At 53.7% G+C, this 15,674-nt stretch carries 14 protein-coding genes and 2 tRNA genes; 1 reads left to right on the top strand and 15 read right to left on the bottom strand.

What is annotated here, in order from left to right; all coding sequences use genetic code 11:
- Positions 1-160: 160 nt before the first annotated feature.
- Entirely contained in the window at positions 161-2,896 is a 2,736-nt protein-coding gene (locus NNL38_RS05020) for a nitrate reductase (protein WP_255389929.1), read from the top strand.
- 34 nt (positions 2,897-2,930) lie between these two features.
- Here the strand turns inward: NNL38_RS05020 and NNL38_RS05015 are convergent, their stop codons facing one another.
- From NNL38_RS05015 to NNL38_RS04945, 15 genes are all read right to left on the bottom strand, one after another.
- Positions 2,931-4,628 (bottom strand): pilus assembly protein TadG-related protein, encoded by a 1,698-nt coding sequence (locus NNL38_RS05015; RefSeq protein ID WP_255389928.1) that lies wholly within the window; start codon positions 4,626-4,628, stop codon positions 2,931-2,933.
- A gap of 30 nt (positions 4,629-4,658) precedes the next feature.
- A complete protein-coding gene (locus NNL38_RS05010; protein WP_255389927.1) occupies positions 4,659-5,054 on the bottom strand; it encodes a DUF3613 domain-containing protein in 396 nt (131 codons plus the stop codon).
- Entirely contained in the window at positions 5,051-5,857 is an 807-nt protein-coding gene (locus NNL38_RS05005; protein ID WP_255389926.1) for a tetratricopeptide repeat protein, read from the bottom strand. The genes NNL38_RS05010 and NNL38_RS05005 overlap by 4 nt, the downstream gene beginning before the upstream one ends.
- 50 nt (positions 5,858-5,907) lie before the next feature.
- Positions 5,908-6,807, bottom strand: coding sequence for a type II secretion system F family protein (locus NNL38_RS05000; RefSeq protein WP_255389925.1), 900 nt, complete (start codon positions 6,805-6,807; stop codon positions 5,908-5,910).
- Positions 6,808-6,876: 69 nt separating this feature from the next.
- The gene (locus NNL38_RS04995; RefSeq protein WP_255389924.1) at positions 6,877-7,773 is read right to left on the bottom strand and encodes a type II secretion system F family protein; all 897 of its coding nucleotides are present in this window, start codon (positions 7,771-7,773) and stop codon (positions 6,877-6,879) included.
- On the bottom strand, positions 7,766-9,025 hold the full coding sequence (locus NNL38_RS04990) for a TadA family conjugal transfer-associated ATPase (protein ID WP_255389923.1): 1,260 nt from the start codon (positions 9,023-9,025) through the stop codon (positions 7,766-7,768). The genes NNL38_RS04995 and NNL38_RS04990 overlap by 8 nt, the downstream gene beginning before the upstream one ends.
- Positions 9,022-10,137, bottom strand: coding sequence for a CpaE/TadZ family protein (locus NNL38_RS04985; RefSeq protein ID WP_255389922.1), 1,116 nt, complete (start codon positions 10,135-10,137; stop codon positions 9,022-9,024). The genes NNL38_RS04990 and NNL38_RS04985 overlap by 4 nt, the downstream gene beginning before the upstream one ends.
- A 1-nt stretch (position 10,138) precedes the next feature.
- On the bottom strand, positions 10,139-11,440 hold the full coding sequence (locus tag NNL38_RS04980; RefSeq protein WP_255389921.1) for a type II and III secretion system protein family protein: 1,302 nt from the start codon (positions 11,438-11,440) through the stop codon (positions 10,139-10,141).
- A 13-nt stretch (positions 11,441-11,453) separates the two neighbouring features.
- Entirely contained in the window at positions 11,454-12,422 is a 969-nt protein-coding gene (gene cpaB, locus NNL38_RS04975; protein ID WP_255389920.1) for a Flp pilus assembly protein CpaB, read from the bottom strand.
- 71 nt (positions 12,423-12,493) lie between these two features.
- Positions 12,494-12,988, bottom strand: coding sequence for a TadE/TadG family type IV pilus assembly protein (locus NNL38_RS04970; protein WP_255389919.1), 495 nt, complete (start codon positions 12,986-12,988; stop codon positions 12,494-12,496).
- Complete coding sequence (locus NNL38_RS04965) at positions 12,976-13,386, bottom strand: A24 family peptidase (protein ID WP_255389918.1); 411 nt, start codon at positions 13,384-13,386, stop codon at positions 12,976-12,978. Before NNL38_RS04965 ends, NNL38_RS04970 begins: the two co-directional genes overlap by 13 nt.
- 8 nt (positions 13,387-13,394) lie before the next feature.
- Complete coding sequence (locus NNL38_RS04960; RefSeq protein WP_255389917.1) at positions 13,395-13,601, bottom strand: Flp family type IVb pilin; 207 nt, start codon at positions 13,599-13,601, stop codon at positions 13,395-13,397.
- A gap of 116 nt (positions 13,602-13,717) precedes the next feature.
- On the bottom strand, positions 13,718-14,587 hold the full coding sequence (locus NNL38_RS04955) for a GGDEF domain-containing protein (protein WP_255389916.1): 870 nt from the start codon (positions 14,585-14,587) through the stop codon (positions 13,718-13,720).
- Between the two features lie 784 nt (positions 14,588-15,371).
- A tRNA-Ser gene (locus tag NNL38_RS04950) sits at positions 15,372-15,462 on the bottom strand.
- A gap of 6 nt (positions 15,463-15,468) precedes the next feature.
- Positions 15,469-15,556: transfer RNA gene (locus NNL38_RS04945), tRNA-Ser, on the bottom strand.
- Between the last annotated feature and the right edge of the window lie 118 nt (positions 15,557-15,674).

The following is a 15,674-nucleotide window of genomic DNA, read 5'->3' as shown; positions in this document are numbered from 1 at the left end:
GATTTGGCTCACTTATTGCTGTGTTGTTTCTCAAGATCCATTTTGCTCGCCGGGGAGCGGCTTCGGAAGCAGCCTGCCCCGCCATTCACACATGCTCTGCCATTCATACCGTGATGGCGGCGAGCCATAGCAGAGCTTTTTTCGGCTCAGGAGGGAGACTTTGAGCACGACAACAAAGGACACATGGACAAAAACGACCTGCGCCTACTGTGGTGTGGGCTGTGGCATAGAAGCCCGACCGACACGCGACGGGGCGCTGGAGATCCAGGGCGATCAGAGCCATCCTGCCAACTTTGGCCGGCTGTGCTCCAAAGGTCTGGCACTCGGCGAGACCGTCGGCCACCAAGGGCGACTGCTGCACCCGTCGATCGCGGGAACACAATGTGACTGGGCGCCGGCTCTGGATACGGTTGCCAGCCGGTTCAGCGAGGTGATCGCACAACACGGGCCGGATGCGGTAGCGTTCTATGTTTCGGGACAGCTGCTGACCGAAGACTATTATGTCGCCAATAAGCTGATGAAAGGGTTTATCGGCAGCGGGAATATCGACACCAACTCCCGGCTCTGTATGTCCTCCAGCGTCGCCGGCCATAAGCGTGCTTTTGGCGCCGACTGCGTGCCCGGCTGCTATGCGGATCTGGAGCTGGCGGATTTGGTGATCCTGACCGGCTCGAACCTCGCCTGGTGCCACCCGGTGCTTTATCAACGCCTGAAAGCCGCCAAAACAGCGCGGCCTGAGCTCAAAGTGATCGTCATCGATCCCCGGACCACCAGCAGCTGCGAAATCGCCGATCTGCACCTGGCAATCCACCCGGGCAGTGATGTAGCGCTGTTCAACGGGCTGCTGGCTTACCTGGCTCAGCATCAACACCTGGATCCAGCCTATATCGCGGATCATACCGAAGGCTTTGACATGGCCCTGGCCAGCGCCCGCCGCGACGCCCAAGATCTTCGTGCCCTGGCGACGATCACCGGGATCAGCCGCCAACAGCTCACTGCTTTTTTCAGATTGTTTGCTGAAACAGAGAAAGTCGTGACGGTCTATTCGCAAGGAGTGAACCAATCCAGCCAGGGCACCGATAAGGTGAACAGCCTGCTCAACTGCCACCTGGCCACCGGCCGGATCGGCAAGCCCGGCAGCGGTCCTTTCTCGGTCACCGGCCAACCCAACGCCATGGGCGGCCGTGAAGTGGGCGGACTGGCCAATACGCTGGCGGCACATATGGAGTTCGGCAACGATACCCAGTCTCAGATGGTCAGTGAGTTCTGGCAAACGGAGACGTTAGCACGTACCCCTGGCCTCAAAGCCATCGATCTGTTCGATGCCATCGACAGCGGTCGTGTGAAAGCGGTGTGGATCATGGCGACGAATCCGGCGGTCAGCCTGCCCGACAGCGAGACAATCCAACGGGCGCTGACCCAATGCCCGTTCGTGGTGGTGTCTGACTGCATCGCCGACACCGATACCACCCGACTGGCCGACGTCTTGCTACCCGCTCAGGGCTGGAGCGAAAAATCCGGCACCGTCACCAATTCAGAGCGACGGATTTCCCGCCAGCGCCGCCTGCTGCCAACCCCGGGCGACGGCAAGCCCGATTGGTGGATCATCAGCGAGGTGGCAAAAAGGATGGGGTTCGGCCACGCCTTTGATTATCGCCATGAAGCCGATATTTTCCGCGAGTACAGCCGCATGACTACTCTGGACAATACCACTGCGGCCAGTCCGGCGCGGCGGGTGCTCAACTTATCCGGTCTGGCCAACCTGACCCCCGAGCAATACCACCAGCTTTCTCCTCAGCAGTGGCCAGTGCTCGATCAACCGGCTACAACGTCGGAAACGTCGATTTCCAAGCGCCTGTTTGCCAATGGTCAGTTTGCCACGCCGTCCGGCAAAGCGCAGTTTATCGCAGTCAAATACCAGCCGCCGCTAAACCAGATCAGCCTGGCCTACCCGCTGGTGCTCAACTCGGGTCGGATCCGCGATCAATGGCACACCATGACCCGGACCGGCCTCTCCCCACGGCTGGGCGAACATACGCCGGAGCCCTGTGTCACGCTTCATCCCGACGATGCGGCGTGTCACCACTTAACCTCAGGTCAACTGGCCCGGATCACCAGCCGCTACGGCGAAGTCACCGCCCGGGTGACCCTCAGTCGCAGTGTTCGGGCCGGTGACGTGTTTGTCCCGATCCACTGGAACCAGACCACGGCCAGTGCCGGGAAAGTTTGCCAGTTGATTGGCCCGCAAACCGATTCGCTGTCCGGGCAACCGGAATTTAAGTTTACCCCGGTCGCATTGGCGCCCCTCGCCTATGGCAGTGAAGCCGTTGTGCTGACCAAACGCCCGCTGGCGCCAGAACTGTTAACCGACTGCGCTTACTGGAGCCGCCAGACCGTCAGCCAGGGCTATCTCTATCGCCTCGCCAGTGAGGCGAAGCCGGACGCCTTGTTCGCCCGCCTTGCACAGACTGCAAGCCGGGCAGACCGACAACTGAGTTTCAGCAGCGCCAACGGCCTCTATCGGCACGCGTTGATTGAGAAAAGCCTGTTGGAATTTTATGTGCTGGTTGCGGACAGCCTGCATCAACACGACGTGGAATGGCTCTATCCGCTGCTCGACGAGCCGCTGGATGACAGCATTGAACGGGCGCTGATTTCCGGCCAGCTTGAGGGTAAACTGGCAGGCGGCAAAACAGTGTGTGCCTGCAAACAGGTCGGCAAGAACACCCTCTGTGCGGCAATCAGAGAACAGCAACTGACCACAGTGGCCGAAGTCAGTGCCTGCACCCAGGCCGGCACCGGCTGCGGCAGCTGTACGGGGGAGATCCAGCTGTTGATTGAGACGGTTCAGGAAGAAGACACGTCCATCACCAATGCGGTCAATCATCGCTCATGATCAAAGCGTGGCGAAAGGGGCGCTTTCGCCACGCTTAATTCATCAAATTACCGCCTTCGAATTCAAACGAAGAGACGAAGACGTCGGCTTGGCCAGTCACAATCCCAAGATTCGTAAGTACTGGGCCTATAACCAGCTGCAACACTGGATTCAATATATCTGCAACTAAACTTCCAAGCAGGACCTCACTCACCCCTCCTAATGGAGATATGGTCAAGTCATCACTTTGAATGCCTGACAGCTGACAATCCGTACCTAACGTCACCTGACTTACTTGCTGAGGCAAATCAGCTTCAGAATCTAATTGACCACTATGAGAAACAAAGTCAGAACAAGATAAAGGCGATAAGCTTGCCGAAACCTCCACCTGAGCGATTGGAATGAGCAATATCTTTACCCCCAAGCCAAATGGCTGAGAAGTATCCTCTCTATCGCCAATCACTGCTGTCGCCAGAGAAGGTTTTGAAGCAAATTCAAACGAAATCGCCTCACCGTTATTCCAGTTACATCCATTGACATCCAATAGCTGAGTTTCCGCTTCAGCGGCAATGACTTGAATACCAATTCCGTCCAAGTCAACGCTTGCCAGCCCAAGGCCTAATATATTTAGCAAGTTCAGCCATGCGCTCCCTAACAGTTCAATTTGAACCAGCAACTCCGTTTGCGCTGTTCTTACCGTAGGTACAAGCTCTCCGCCATGTACCGCAGGTAATTCCCCGAATTTAAATTGTGGCGGCTCGATAACTTTTAATGAGGCATCTAAGGTCACCAACGACAAGACATCTAGACTGCCTAATTCAGCGATCACTGAGTTGACCCCAACACGTTGATCCGCTCTTTGAACAACTGCCAGTAAGGCGGCAGATATCAAATCATAAGCAGAAATTTTCGTTGCCAGCACCAGAGTTTCGTCTAGCTCCTCAGAAACTTTAAGAAAATCAGAGAGCATAAATTCCAATGTCCCAGCACTGATTTTCAACGGATCAAGTACACTAGTCACTGGAGTTGTAAATCCAAAGACCTGGTAAAGCACTGTAATCAGGTCATCCATAGAAATGACAGTATCGAGTTGCGAACTAACGGATTCCCCTTCAAGTGGAATCACCTGATCAAACCCTTGGATTAGCCCCCCCAATCCAATACGGGCATCAACAAGATTTTGATAGGAAGCAGCTGTTAACTCTACATCAGCAACATCTTGCAACATGAAATCGAGTAAATTTATATCTACAAGCGTTGTCCCCACCCCAAACTCAATCCGGCTACGCTTAAAGATGTTTGCGGTTGCCCCCAGCGTCACGCTCTCCCCAGAAGAGAGTAAACTCGCGGGCACCGCTTTACTCAGCTTCAATTGCGCCGCACTTCGGACGCTGCTTTCTGCCTCACCTGTCGAAAATTCCCATCGGTTTTCATCCGCATTGATCGCAGCAGCGCCAAAAGTCAGCTCATAACGATTGCCACTGGGATCAAATCCATTAGCCGCCAGGTTTTCTTCCACCCGCGCGATCAGGGCTTCCTCATCACTGTCTCCATCGATATAACACCCGTAACGTCCCAGACTCAGGGCGGCCAGATCCGCCTGTTGCTGCAGACGGCGTTTTTCCATGAACAGCCGCCCGGTGTCGACCGCCAGGGTCAGAAACGCAGCCATCGCCGCCATCAGAATCAACAGGCTGAGCCCCGTGGCCCCGCACTGATGCCGGATCCGACCAGCCGGGTCGCGATATCTCATACGGCTCTCAGACAAACACCGGCACATGCGTTAGCCGCCGCCCATCGAGTCGGCAATAAATTTTGCCGGGATCGGGTTGCTGAAGCTTTGCACCATTCGCTGTTGAGCCTTATCCGCCGCTTTCGGCGACAAGGTGTCATTGTAGTCCGTCGCCAGCATGCCCCCCGCCTGCAAATTCAACCATACCCGGGTTTCGCTTTTTTGACCGGGGTAACCCACACTGCCCTTGGTTCGCAAGGTGATGTTGGGTGCCGGAGCGGGTTGATAGGCCGAAGAGTACCTGGGCGGCATCGGAATAGATTTAGCCGGTGGTGCCAGTGCTGAGGTCATTCGCGGCCCCTTCAGTGCCAGGGCCGGGGCACTGAACAAGCTTGCTGCCAGCAGGGCAGCCCCAACACCCATGACATCCGTGAACTGGAATCTCATTGTATAACCTCCGCGTTCGAGGAATATTCGGCAAATGGCGCTTGTTCCCGCGCTGTCGGCTGGCGAAGCGACAATGGTTTGAACACGGCGATGGCATCAAGCACCGCCTGTCGTTCACTCGGCTGCCACTGGAACCGGGCCGCCAGCTGATCTGCCATCCGGTGCTGACGATTTTTCAACAGCACAAACCATAAGTTTCTGGCAGCGTTTGGATGCTCAGGATTGAGCTCCAGCGCCGTCAGCAATTCATCGCGCGCGAGCTCATCCTGCCCGGTGATCAACAGCAAAAAACCCAAATCATTGCGAATATCTGCCGTCACCGGCGAAGCTTTGGCGGCCAGAGTCAGCCAGTGCATCGCCTGATCGAGGTCATCCTGATATGCCGCAATCAGACCGAGGCCATGATAGGCCTGCCCGGCCAGACAGGTGGTTTGCAGTTCATGATAGATTGCCGCAGCCAGCGACCATTTCCCCAGTTTTCGGTAACTGTAGGCACGTAACAGATCGGTACTAAGGGAGCGCTCCGGCAACATTTCCAGTTCGGCCAGAGCAGAATAATACTGGGCCTGCTGCAACTGCTGGCGGATCAGCGACAACTTCACCCCCTGCTCGGCAGACAGCGACTCGCCGCAGGCTCCATTCGGAGACGATGCTGCCGCCTGTGGCGAGACAGGACTTGAGCACCCGCTCAGGGCCAGGAGCATTCCGAGCCCCAGCGCCACCAGCCAATGTCGTTTGTCATATGTCTTGTCGTCTACGCTGCTTTGCTGCTGAGTCGCTGTATGCGTCTTGTGCTCTGCCATCAGACACTCCTTGTCTTTCTGTCACGAAAGTTTATCGCTGATGCTTTCGCTTAATTACCCAGTGCCCGTCCCAGCGCCATCATGCCCGGTCCAGCTAGCACCACAAACAAGGGCGGGAACAGAAACAACATCATCACCACAGACATCCGGCCAGACAATTTGCTCACTTTCTCCTGTAACTGGGTTCGACGCCGATCCCGCAGCAACAGGGTCAATTGGGCCAGAGAGTCCGACATACTGCCGCCGGAGTCTGACACCTGGGCAAACATATTCAGCAAATCCTGCATCCCCAATGACTCATTAACCCGGGCCACCTCAACAAACACCCAGGCCCGATCCTGCCCCGCTTCGATCTTGCTCAGGGCTAGCAGGAGCTCTTTATTCATTTCCGGCGTCATCTCTTTCAGCTCTGCGGTGTATGCACGCAACATACTTTCAAGCGAGAGTCCGACATCCCACAGGGTTTTCATCATTTGCAGCCCCATGATCAGTTCTTCATCGATCATTTTGGCACGCGAGACCACCTTCTTTTTCAACCACTGTAAGGCAAGGTAGGCGCCCCCTGCAGTACTCAGCACCAACAGGCCCATCGCCTGCTCTGAGGCTACCTGACGCTCGATAATCGCCATCACGGCCATCCCCTGCATCGTCGCCCAGGCCAACATCACTTTCAGCAAACAGGAGGTTTGCTCACGATTGGTCAAATATCCTGCTTTGCGCAATAACAGCTGAATATCCGTGATCGAAGCAAACCGTAAGTATTTGGTTTGTCGCCAAATCGCCTGGCTTTGCTGGAACATGGCTTCCCGACGAGTCACCTGGGCCATGGTTCGCGCCAGATTCTGCTCCACGCTTCGAGCACGTTGCAGCCTGAGGGACAGCACAATTAAACTCACGGCGCTGGCAAGCAAAAACAACCCCGCCAGAAGCCAATATGTAGACAAACTCATGGATATCGCCATCACAACCTCTCGAAGCCCCTAGGCTGTAGGGACAACTGCGGTAAAAGCCACAAATGATTACAACGCCCGTAGCATCCGCCAGAGCAACACCACCCCGAACAGCTGCGACCCTAATGCGATCTGCAGTGCCAGTTTTCCTTGTTCATCCATCCACATCGCCTGAAGCGATTGCGGCTCATTGATGAGCATAAATCCCGCCATCACCGACGGCGTCAACCCCATCACCCAGGCCGTCACCCGGGTCTCCCCGGTCAACGACTTCAACTCACGCTGACTGCGCTCATCCTGCTGCAGCAACTCGACCAGGTTTTCCAGCGCCTGACTGACGCTGCCGCCAAACTGGTGATTGACCTTAAATACGACCCCAAGCAGTTGAAACTCCCTCACCCCGGTCAACTGCGACTCTTTACTGAACGACACATAAAGCTCAGCCCCCAACTCTGCCCGGCGGATCACGCGCTCCACAACCGACTGAAGCGGCGCTTCAATCGTCGGCACCGTCCGGATCAAGGCCTGATTTAAAGACAGCCCGACTTTGACCCGACGATTGAGCTGTTCAATAAACCCGGGTAACTGACGAATAATTTTCCGGCGCATCCGGCTCTTACGCAGCTGTCCCAGCAGTAACAACCCCGCGACAGCAATCACCAGACTCGCTCCCAGCCCCGATATACCAGCAACTTGCTGCGCCCCGAGCACCAGCACCACCTGAAGCGTCAAGTACAGCACAATAAACCCGACCGAGGTGCTCAGGCCCAGCTTTTGCCTGGTCTCCAGACTCGTCTCGCGCCAGGTCCGCTCCCGTACCGGACGCTCCGCATCTTGGCGCTCCTCGTCAGAACCCGCCTCCGCGACTGAAGCCGGATCTGACGTCTCATTTTCCCGGGCAGCAAACAGCAACAGACCAGCGCCCGCCAGTAACAAAACCCCGGCCAGAATAAACAGACTACTCACGTTCACCTCCGGTTTTCTCCCGCAGTGCCGCCGACATGCTATCTACCAGCCTGAAATCTTCACTGGTCGGCTGATAGGCATACAGCACCTGGGTGCGAATTTGTTCATCGGCGACATCCTGGATCTCGACAATGTGAGTGATCACCCGACGGCCACTGGGCAGTCGCGCGACCTGGATCACCAGATCCAGCGCGGTAGCGACCATCTGCTTAACCAACACTTCGCTCGACGAGAAACCGGTCATGGTGACCATCATCTCTAGTCGCAACAGGGCATCCTGGGGCGAGTTCGCATGCAGGGTACTCATGGAGCCCTGGTGTCCTGTATTCATCGCCTGGAGCATGTCCAGGACTTCCCCGCCCCGGCTCTCGCCAAGAATGATCCGATCCGGGCGCATCCGCAGGGCATTCTTGAGCAGATCCCGCGACGTGACTTCCCCCTGTCCTTCCGAGTTCGGCGGCCGGGTCTCCAGCCGCACAACGTGGCCATTTCTCAGTTGCAGCTCTGCGGCATCTTCAATGGTCACCACCCGCTCCCCGGAGTTAATGTACTGGCTGAGCACATTCAACAGGGTGGTTTTCCCTGAGCCGGTCGAACCACTAATCAGAATATTGCAGCGTGAGCGGGCACACTTCATCAACAACTGGTGCATGGCACCGTTTTGCAACAGGGTATCAATATCAATCGATTCAGCTTTAAATTTACGCACCGACAGGCAAGGGCCATCGATCGCCAACGGCGGGATCACAGCGTTGATCCGGCTCCCGTTGGGCAATCGGGCATCAACCATCGGATTGGCTTCATCAATCCGCCGTCCGAACGGCGCGATCATCCGCCGGATCACCCGCAGTACATGTTGATCATTCATAAAGCGAAACGGCACCTTGGTCAGCTGTCCCTGGCGCTCGACATAAATTAACTTGGGACCGTTGATCAGGATGTCATCGACGTCCGGATCATCGAGCAGGTTCTGTAACGGCCCGAACCCAACAATTTCATCCAGCAGTTCATTGACCAGGGCGTTCATATCCTGAGGGAAATGCGTACCCTGAAGCTGCTTGAAATAAATCCGGGCATAATCATAGACATACCCCTGAAGCTCCTGGCGCTCCATCTCGTACATCAATCCGTCATCTTCCAGACGTTCAATCACAAACTGGTGCAGTTCCGCTTTCAGTTCCAGGCGGGACTCATCTTCCTGTATCGCCAACTCCCGGTGGGGCCAGACGATAGCGTCCGTCATATCGCTCATGTTTCACTCCCTGCGCTATATCGCCATCCGAATTTCATCAACCAGTGTGGCTTTTCCGGTTTCAACGACAGCAGCTTTTCAACCTGCTGCAAGAAATCTTTGAACTGACCGGTCGGCGGCAGCAAAGTCCCGGCATTAATATCCGTGGTCAGTTGATGGGCGCACGGCAACTCCCCCCGGATCGGCAACGCCAGCTGGCTGGCGATCATCGCCTTGCCCGGCAGTACCTGAGGTAGAAATGGCGCAAGCACCACATTGACGCCACCTGGCCTGACGCCGGCATGAAAGAGGGATTCTGCTAACCGGCGGGTATTGGCCAGGCTGACGTTTTTCTGATCCGACAACAGCCAGTGCTGTTGGCAGTATTTGGCAAGAAAAAACACTAGCGGACAGGGCGGGATCCCGGCCAAATTGATGATGATGCTGTCATAGGCGGCTTCGAGTTGTTCCATCACCGCCAACAGCGCTTCTTTGGTGACAGCGTCAAACTGTTCATTGTCCGGCATACCAATAACATGGATCTGCGGATGCAGCGCAACCCCTTGATCTAGCAACCAGGATTTACTGATACAGGCTTTCTTCTCCTGCAAACTGATAAAGTCGATCCCGGCCGGCTGGTTTAAATAATTGGCAATATCACTGCTGGGCTGGCCCAGATCCAGGATTAACACTTCCTGCTGGTGACTGGCGATCATTTGCCAGGCCAGTGAGATGGCCAGCAATGCACTGTCAAAGTCGTTGCGGGCTGATAGCAATGCCAACCGGCCTGAGGTCAGCACAGCTTCCATCGCTATCAGACTGCTGAGCGTTTCCGCCAAGCGCTCTCCTTCGCATAAATGCAAATTGACCTGATGCGCTGTACCATACCAATGGCATTCAGGGGTCATGTCCATCAGCACCACATGGCGCGGAGAGAAGACTTCAATCAGATAGTCAATGGTTTTATCCGGCCAGGAGGTTGCCGCAATCACCAGAATCTGTGCCTGTCTCCAGGGGGCCAGGGATGTCAGACACTCCGGCGCTTCAATCCAGTTCAAGGTTGCCCCCGACGGTACCGCGTCAGCAATCTGTTTCCTGTACTGCCCTCTTACATCGTAAGCCACTAAGTTCATGCTATCCCTCCTGAGAGAATCCCATACCGGCAGGCAGTGGCCGCGGCTCTTTGTCGAGAAAAATCAACTCGAAAAAATTCGGTTCAAACTTGCGGTACATTTCCCCCGGTAGCGGGGGTAATGGCGTATTGCGGGAAAAAGGTTTGATCAGATGAGGCGTCACCACCATCATGATTTCTTTATCGCTGCTGTCAAAGCGGGTGGAGCGGAAGAAGGCACCCAGAATCGGAATATCCCCCAAGCCCGGAAAACGATCGGCATTTTTAATCGTGTTGCGGCTGACCAGCCCGCTGATGACAAAGCTCTCCCCGTTTCCCAACTGGACCGTGGTGTCAGTTCGCCGGACCGACAAGCCCGGCACCAGGATCCCGGCAGAACTGATCCCCTGGGCATAATTCAGCTCGCTGACTTCCGGAGCAACTTTCAGCATAATGCGCTCGTCCGGCACGACGGTAGGTGTCAGGTTCAACCGAACGCCAAACTCCTTAAAGTCAATACTGATATCGCCGTCGCCACTGCTGACCGGATAAGGAAACTCGCCTCCGGCAAGAAACGTCGCGGTATGGCCGGACATGGTTACCAGGCTGGGCTCAGCCAGTGTGTAGGCAAAGCCGTTACGACTGAGGGCGCTGATGGCCCCCAACAAACCATCCGCGACGTTCCCGGCAACCAGATTAAAAGCCCCGGAACTCGGCAGAAAGTTATTGTTGGTCAGTAAATTACCATCAAAATCAGCGCCTGAAAGGGCACCGCTGTTACCGATGCCAAAAAATGAATTGCCCTGCTTGCCGAAGAAAAATCCGGCTTCTTTTAAGGCATGACGGCTGATTTCAATCACCTTGATATCGGTCTGCACCTGAATATTTGTCGATGCAATGGCATCCGGCATCACCGCAATGCGGTGACGCACCGGCTCGTTCTGTCCGTACAGCCAAACCAATAAAGTGGTTGAGCCCGCTTGCTTGCCGGTGATCAGCAACTCTTTGCTGCTGAGCACCTTGAGTCCGGCAATGGCCGGCTCTCCAATCGCCGCCCGGGTGATCCGGATGTCGGCCTGTACGGTCTGCTGCTGGCCGGTTGCCAGCTGATAGCTGCCCGCCAGGACCGGAAATGACAATAATGCCATCAACCAGAAGAGGACAAAGATGATCGTGGCGGGTCGCCGCAAAAAACAGCTGAGCCAGAACCGGCCAATCCAGTGGTGTATCCTGCCGCCGGGCGCTAACCAACCGGCGTAATACCACACCCCGTCACCGCCGGTTTGGTCGTCCATCCATTGCTGAGACACATCCTTATGTGGCATAAACACCTTCCAGTCAGAACCGGGTCTGGACTAAAGCACGAGATTCACCCTGATAAACTTCAATGCTCGGGGCGACATAACGATACTTCACCGGAGGCGGTTTTACCGCAGGAACATCCACTTCCTGATAACCCCCCAGCGTTTTCAGCGAAACCACATAGCTTTCTGCCGGTGCCGCCGGCTCAGGCGCTGCGTGCGCCGGTGCTTCACTCACCGGCGCCTGACTAGCAATTCCCGGCATCATGTCTGAAACAGAATCACCGGTAGCTGCCAGCTGAAACGAGGCCGCCGGCTGTGGCAGTTCATCGGGGCTGACCAAAGTCAATCGCAGTTGACCGGTACTTTCAGCCAGCAGTAATTGCGGGGTTTCGGCTTCCGGGATTGCCAGAACGATAGTGCGCGCGCTGTCACGTTTTCCTTTCCCTTTGCCGGTTTGGCTGGGCTGTTCCGGCTGGCCAATGGTTTCCTGACCGACGGCCAGCACCTGGATCCGGCTCAATAGCCGACGCGCCGTACTATGATGACCGGACTCTTTATTGGCCCGCAACAGGTAAAGCACATCGACCCAGTCCCCGCTTTGCAGATGGCCACCCACCACGGTCAGGGCATTGGCTTGCAACGCAATGGCCCGAAAACCCGGGTTGAGCTCATCAATTAACGGACGGGGGCGGGAAAACATAGTATCCCGCAGGCGGCTACCCGCGACCACAGGCTGGATCAATCGCCGCCCCAAATAGGCCGAAGGGTCTCGAATATCTTTCGCCAACGGCTGAGCCACCGGCATGGGCTGAAGCATCTCGGCACGCAATACAGTACCGACCGGCAGATCGGCGGCAAAATGTGGCATGATGACACTGGAGGGCGCTTTGGCCTGCGTCGGCGCCGGTGCGGGGGGCTGGCTGAGACGAACCCCGTAGAGTCCGATCACCACAGCCAAGCCTAGTAGCACTGCAGCAGCGATTTTCAAATATCTTCCCTGCATATTCACCGCCTTTTCAATCCATCCATCGTGCGGTCATTGCCACGATTCGTTATCAACGCGATATCAACTCACTACATGGTGAGCATCGCTGTGCCGGTTAAGGTGTCCGGAACGGGCAATTCCACGCCAAAAATCTTGCTGGGCAGAAACGGCGCCTGACTGTACTGGTAAGTCACGGTCACTTTGCAGCAGACATCATCCTCAGATGAAGGCGTTTCGTAAGTAGATGCTTCAATATCAAACAGCTCAATATTCGATAAACTCTTACCAAACAAAGTCGGAGAGTCGCCAGCTATGATTCGAATGACGAGGTCACCATTTCTCTCGATTTCATCTTCCAAATCTAAGGTCGAACATTCACCGCCGTAGTAACAATTGCTGTCGACAAAAGAGATACTGCGACGCAGTGCTTCTTCCGCGGTATAGGTAAATATCTGAGTCGCGACAAAGATCAGGCAGTACTGGGCAATGGTATAGAGCAGCAGTAACGCGGCCGGGGTCAGTAACACCGTCTCCAGTGCTGCCGCGCCTCGCTGTTGTCCATAGCGTTTTTTTAAGCCAGCCATACCGCAATTCCCATCCCGACCAACAGGCTCGGAATAAAGGGGGCATGCACCTTGGTATCCCGAACCGCAATACACCAATACAGCATGAATGCAATAAAGGCATAGAGTAGAATATCCAGCATCAGCGACAATGGTGTGAGCAACGAGATGATCAATAATATTTTCACATCGGCTGCACCAAAGACCTTATAAATAAAACCCGGCAAGCAAACAAGCAACGTCATCACAAGAGCCATCACAGAAAACTGATAACTTTGATCTGGCATTAAACTATGTTCAAACACAATCATGATTAATGCACAAATAAGAATCATCAGAGTAATTTCATTACTTACCTTGGAATACTTCAAATCACTGACAGCCGCAATTGCAAGCAAAGAATATAAAATTGATATCATCAGAATGGTTACGGTGTTGCTGCGCTCACGGCATTGGTAAGAGAAGTACCCACACTAGTGATATTAGTTGTTATAGTTCCAGACAAAGTACTTACTGCCGCAACAACCACAGCAGCGATTAAAACATACTCAATTGCAGAAGCACCTTGTTCTTCTTTGTACAGGCGGGCGCAGATATTGCAGAAAGCTTTCAAAATATCGTTTGAAACATCCATGATACACCTCAACAAAAGCACATACATAATTTCGGTTTTGTCAAACTCATTCCTGAGACTTTTTATTGTGTTCTTAAAGATTAGAACAGACCTCAAATTTGTCTAAATAAATTTAGTCAAATGTCTGAACTTTTTTCAGACTCCGTACGTATAGATGCATTGAGAACAAATGTGTCCTGCTCTTTTTCTAACATAACGTACTGAACAAACTGATTTTTACCATTCTCTTTCGCCAGATACATCGCCTGATCGGCACACTTCATCACCGCTTTAGCTGAGGTGGCATCATAGGGAAAGCAGGCACCACCAATACTGGCGGAGACGTAACACTCCCGGTCATGGATCTTAAACACTTTGGTCAGTGAAGCTTTCAGTTTCTCGGCCACAGTGGTGAGTTGCTGCATCAAGGCGTGCTTTTCCGTACCTTTAGGGTGTGCCGGGGTCCAGACCACAAATTCATCCCCACCGAGGCGAAACACCTCATCTTCAAGCCGCAGGCAGCAGCGCATCCGTTTGGCGGCATACTTCAATAGCAAATCACCGGCATCATGTCCCAGCGTATCGTTCACCTGTTTAAACCCATCTAAATCAATAAACAGCAAGCCAAATGGCCGGATTTCCCCTTCCGACGACAAGACCGCTTTGTCCAGGGTTTGCTCCAGAGCCCGGGCGTTAAATAACCCGGTCAGCTGATCCTGATAGGCCACTTGCTTCATCGAACGCTGCATCGCAATCGAGTCCGAAATATCACGCTGAGTGCCAATTAATCTGCCCTTATCGCCAGCCAGCCCGCTGGCCACCAACTCAATCACCCGCGGCTGACCGTCCGGCGTAACCAATAGCGTCAGTTTGACCATTTGTAGCTGATCCTGACCGGCCAGTTGTTTCAGCGACTCCAGCTTCTCTCCATCAGATTTTTTAAGTTTTGATTGCCACTCAGACAAGGATAATTGTTTGACTTGGGGAATTTTATAAATATGAAACAAACATGGATTCCAAAACAACTTATTTGTTTTAAGATCCCACTCCCAAACACCAAGACCAGCTACTGAAGTCGCCATATTCAATCGCTGATTTGCCCGAGTTCGCTCTCGAAATGTTTTTAATGTGCTTCTTTGATAATACCAGGATATAAATAAAAACAGAGATAAAACAATAAACATCAATAGCGCCATTTCTAATATCGGCACTAACCACTGTTCAGTAAACATTTACCTTCCCTGCCATATGAATGCCCATCGTGTAAGAATTGTAGCCGATAAAAGTATATTTCCACGCCACAATTAATAATTCACACAGTATAATAACTCACGTTTTTCAAAAGCAGATAAACGTCTCCCTCCATATATAAATAAATTACCTTATTATTTTAGCGGTGAAAGAATAAAGAGCCGTCTACAGTGTTTAATGGGTCATTTTTGTTGAACCAGAAAATAACAAGGATGTAATTTTCGAAAATCACATGCATTTTGACAGGGTCTTTCACGCTGCCAATGTGCTTATTTTGATTATGGAATTAACATCCTATCGAATTCAGGCATAAAAAACTGCTGAGAATTCAGCGTTTTTTAAAATACGTGGAGCGCTCTGGGTATGGAGGATTTACTTCGCCCTGCGGGCCGTTGCCTGAAAACGCCTTCGGCTGGCAACGTTGTCTCGCTGTGCTCGGCTGAAGACTCGCCGTCCGCCCCGCTAGGGTTCGCACCCTATCTCTTTCTTTACCAAGCAGCAGATGCAAAAAAGCCAGCAATTAAGCTGACTTTTTCAATGTGGCGGAGAGATAGGGATTTGAACCCTAGATACGCTATTAACGTATGCCGGTTTTCAAGACCGGTGCTTTCAACCACTCAGCCATCTCTCCTGAATATGGCGGTGAGGGAGGGATTCGAACCCTCGATACGTTGCCGTATACACACTTTCCAGGCGTGCTCCTTCAGCCACTCGGACACCTCACCAAATTGTGTGTTGGACGCATTGCGTCTCAACGGCGGCTAATTTAATGGCTTAGCGCATCAGGGTCAAGCGCTTTTCTTGAAATTCGCCACGAGTGTTGAGGAATAGTGCAAATTGCCT

It is taken from the genome of Photobacterium atrarenae, from assembly GCF_024380015.1.
GTDB classification, from domain to species: Bacteria; Pseudomonadota; Gammaproteobacteria; order Enterobacterales; family Vibrionaceae; genus Photobacterium; species Photobacterium atrarenae.
This window is presented reverse-complemented; position numbering and strand designations above follow the sequence as displayed.

Excerpts from the sequence above, each read along its gene's own strand:
- NNL38_RS04990 (WP_255389923.1), bottom strand. The coding sequence starts at position 9,025 with ATGAGCGATATGACGGACGCTATCGTCTGGCCCCACCGGGAGTTGGCG.
- NNL38_RS04960 (WP_255389917.1), bottom strand. The coding sequence starts at position 13,601 with ATGGATGTTTCAAACGATATTTTGAAAGCTTTCTGCAATATCTGCGCC.
- NNL38_RS05000 (WP_255389925.1), bottom strand. The coding sequence starts at position 6,807 with ATGAGTTTGTCTACATATTGGCTTCTGGCGGGGTTGTTTTTGCTTGCC.
- cpaB (WP_255389920.1), bottom strand. The coding sequence starts at position 12,422 with ATGCAGGGAAGATATTTGAAAATCGCTGCTGCAGTGCTACTAGGCTTG.
- NNL38_RS05005 (WP_255389926.1), bottom strand. The coding sequence starts at position 5,857 with ATGGCAGAGCACAAGACGCATACAGCGACTCAGCAGCAAAGCAGCGTA.
- NNL38_RS04985 (WP_255389922.1), bottom strand. The coding sequence starts at position 10,137 with ATGAACTTAGTGGCTTACGATGTAAGAGGGCAGTACAGGAAACAGATT.
- NNL38_RS04965 (WP_255389918.1), bottom strand. The coding sequence starts at position 13,386 with ATGATATCAATTTTATATTCTTTGCTTGCAATTGCGGCTGTCAGTGAT.
- NNL38_RS05010 (WP_255389927.1), bottom strand. The coding sequence starts at position 5,054 with ATGAGATTCCAGTTCACGGATGTCATGGGTGTTGGGGCTGCCCTGCTG.
- NNL38_RS05015 (WP_255389928.1), bottom strand. The coding sequence starts at position 4,628 with ATGAGATATCGCGACCCGGCTGGTCGGATCCGGCATCAGTGCGGGGCC.
- NNL38_RS04970 (WP_255389919.1), bottom strand. The coding sequence starts at position 12,988 with ATGGCTGGCTTAAAAAAACGCTATGGACAACAGCGAGGCGCGGCAGCA.
- NNL38_RS04980 (WP_255389921.1), bottom strand. The coding sequence starts at position 11,440 with ATGCCACATAAGGATGTGTCTCAGCAATGGATGGACGACCAAACCGGC.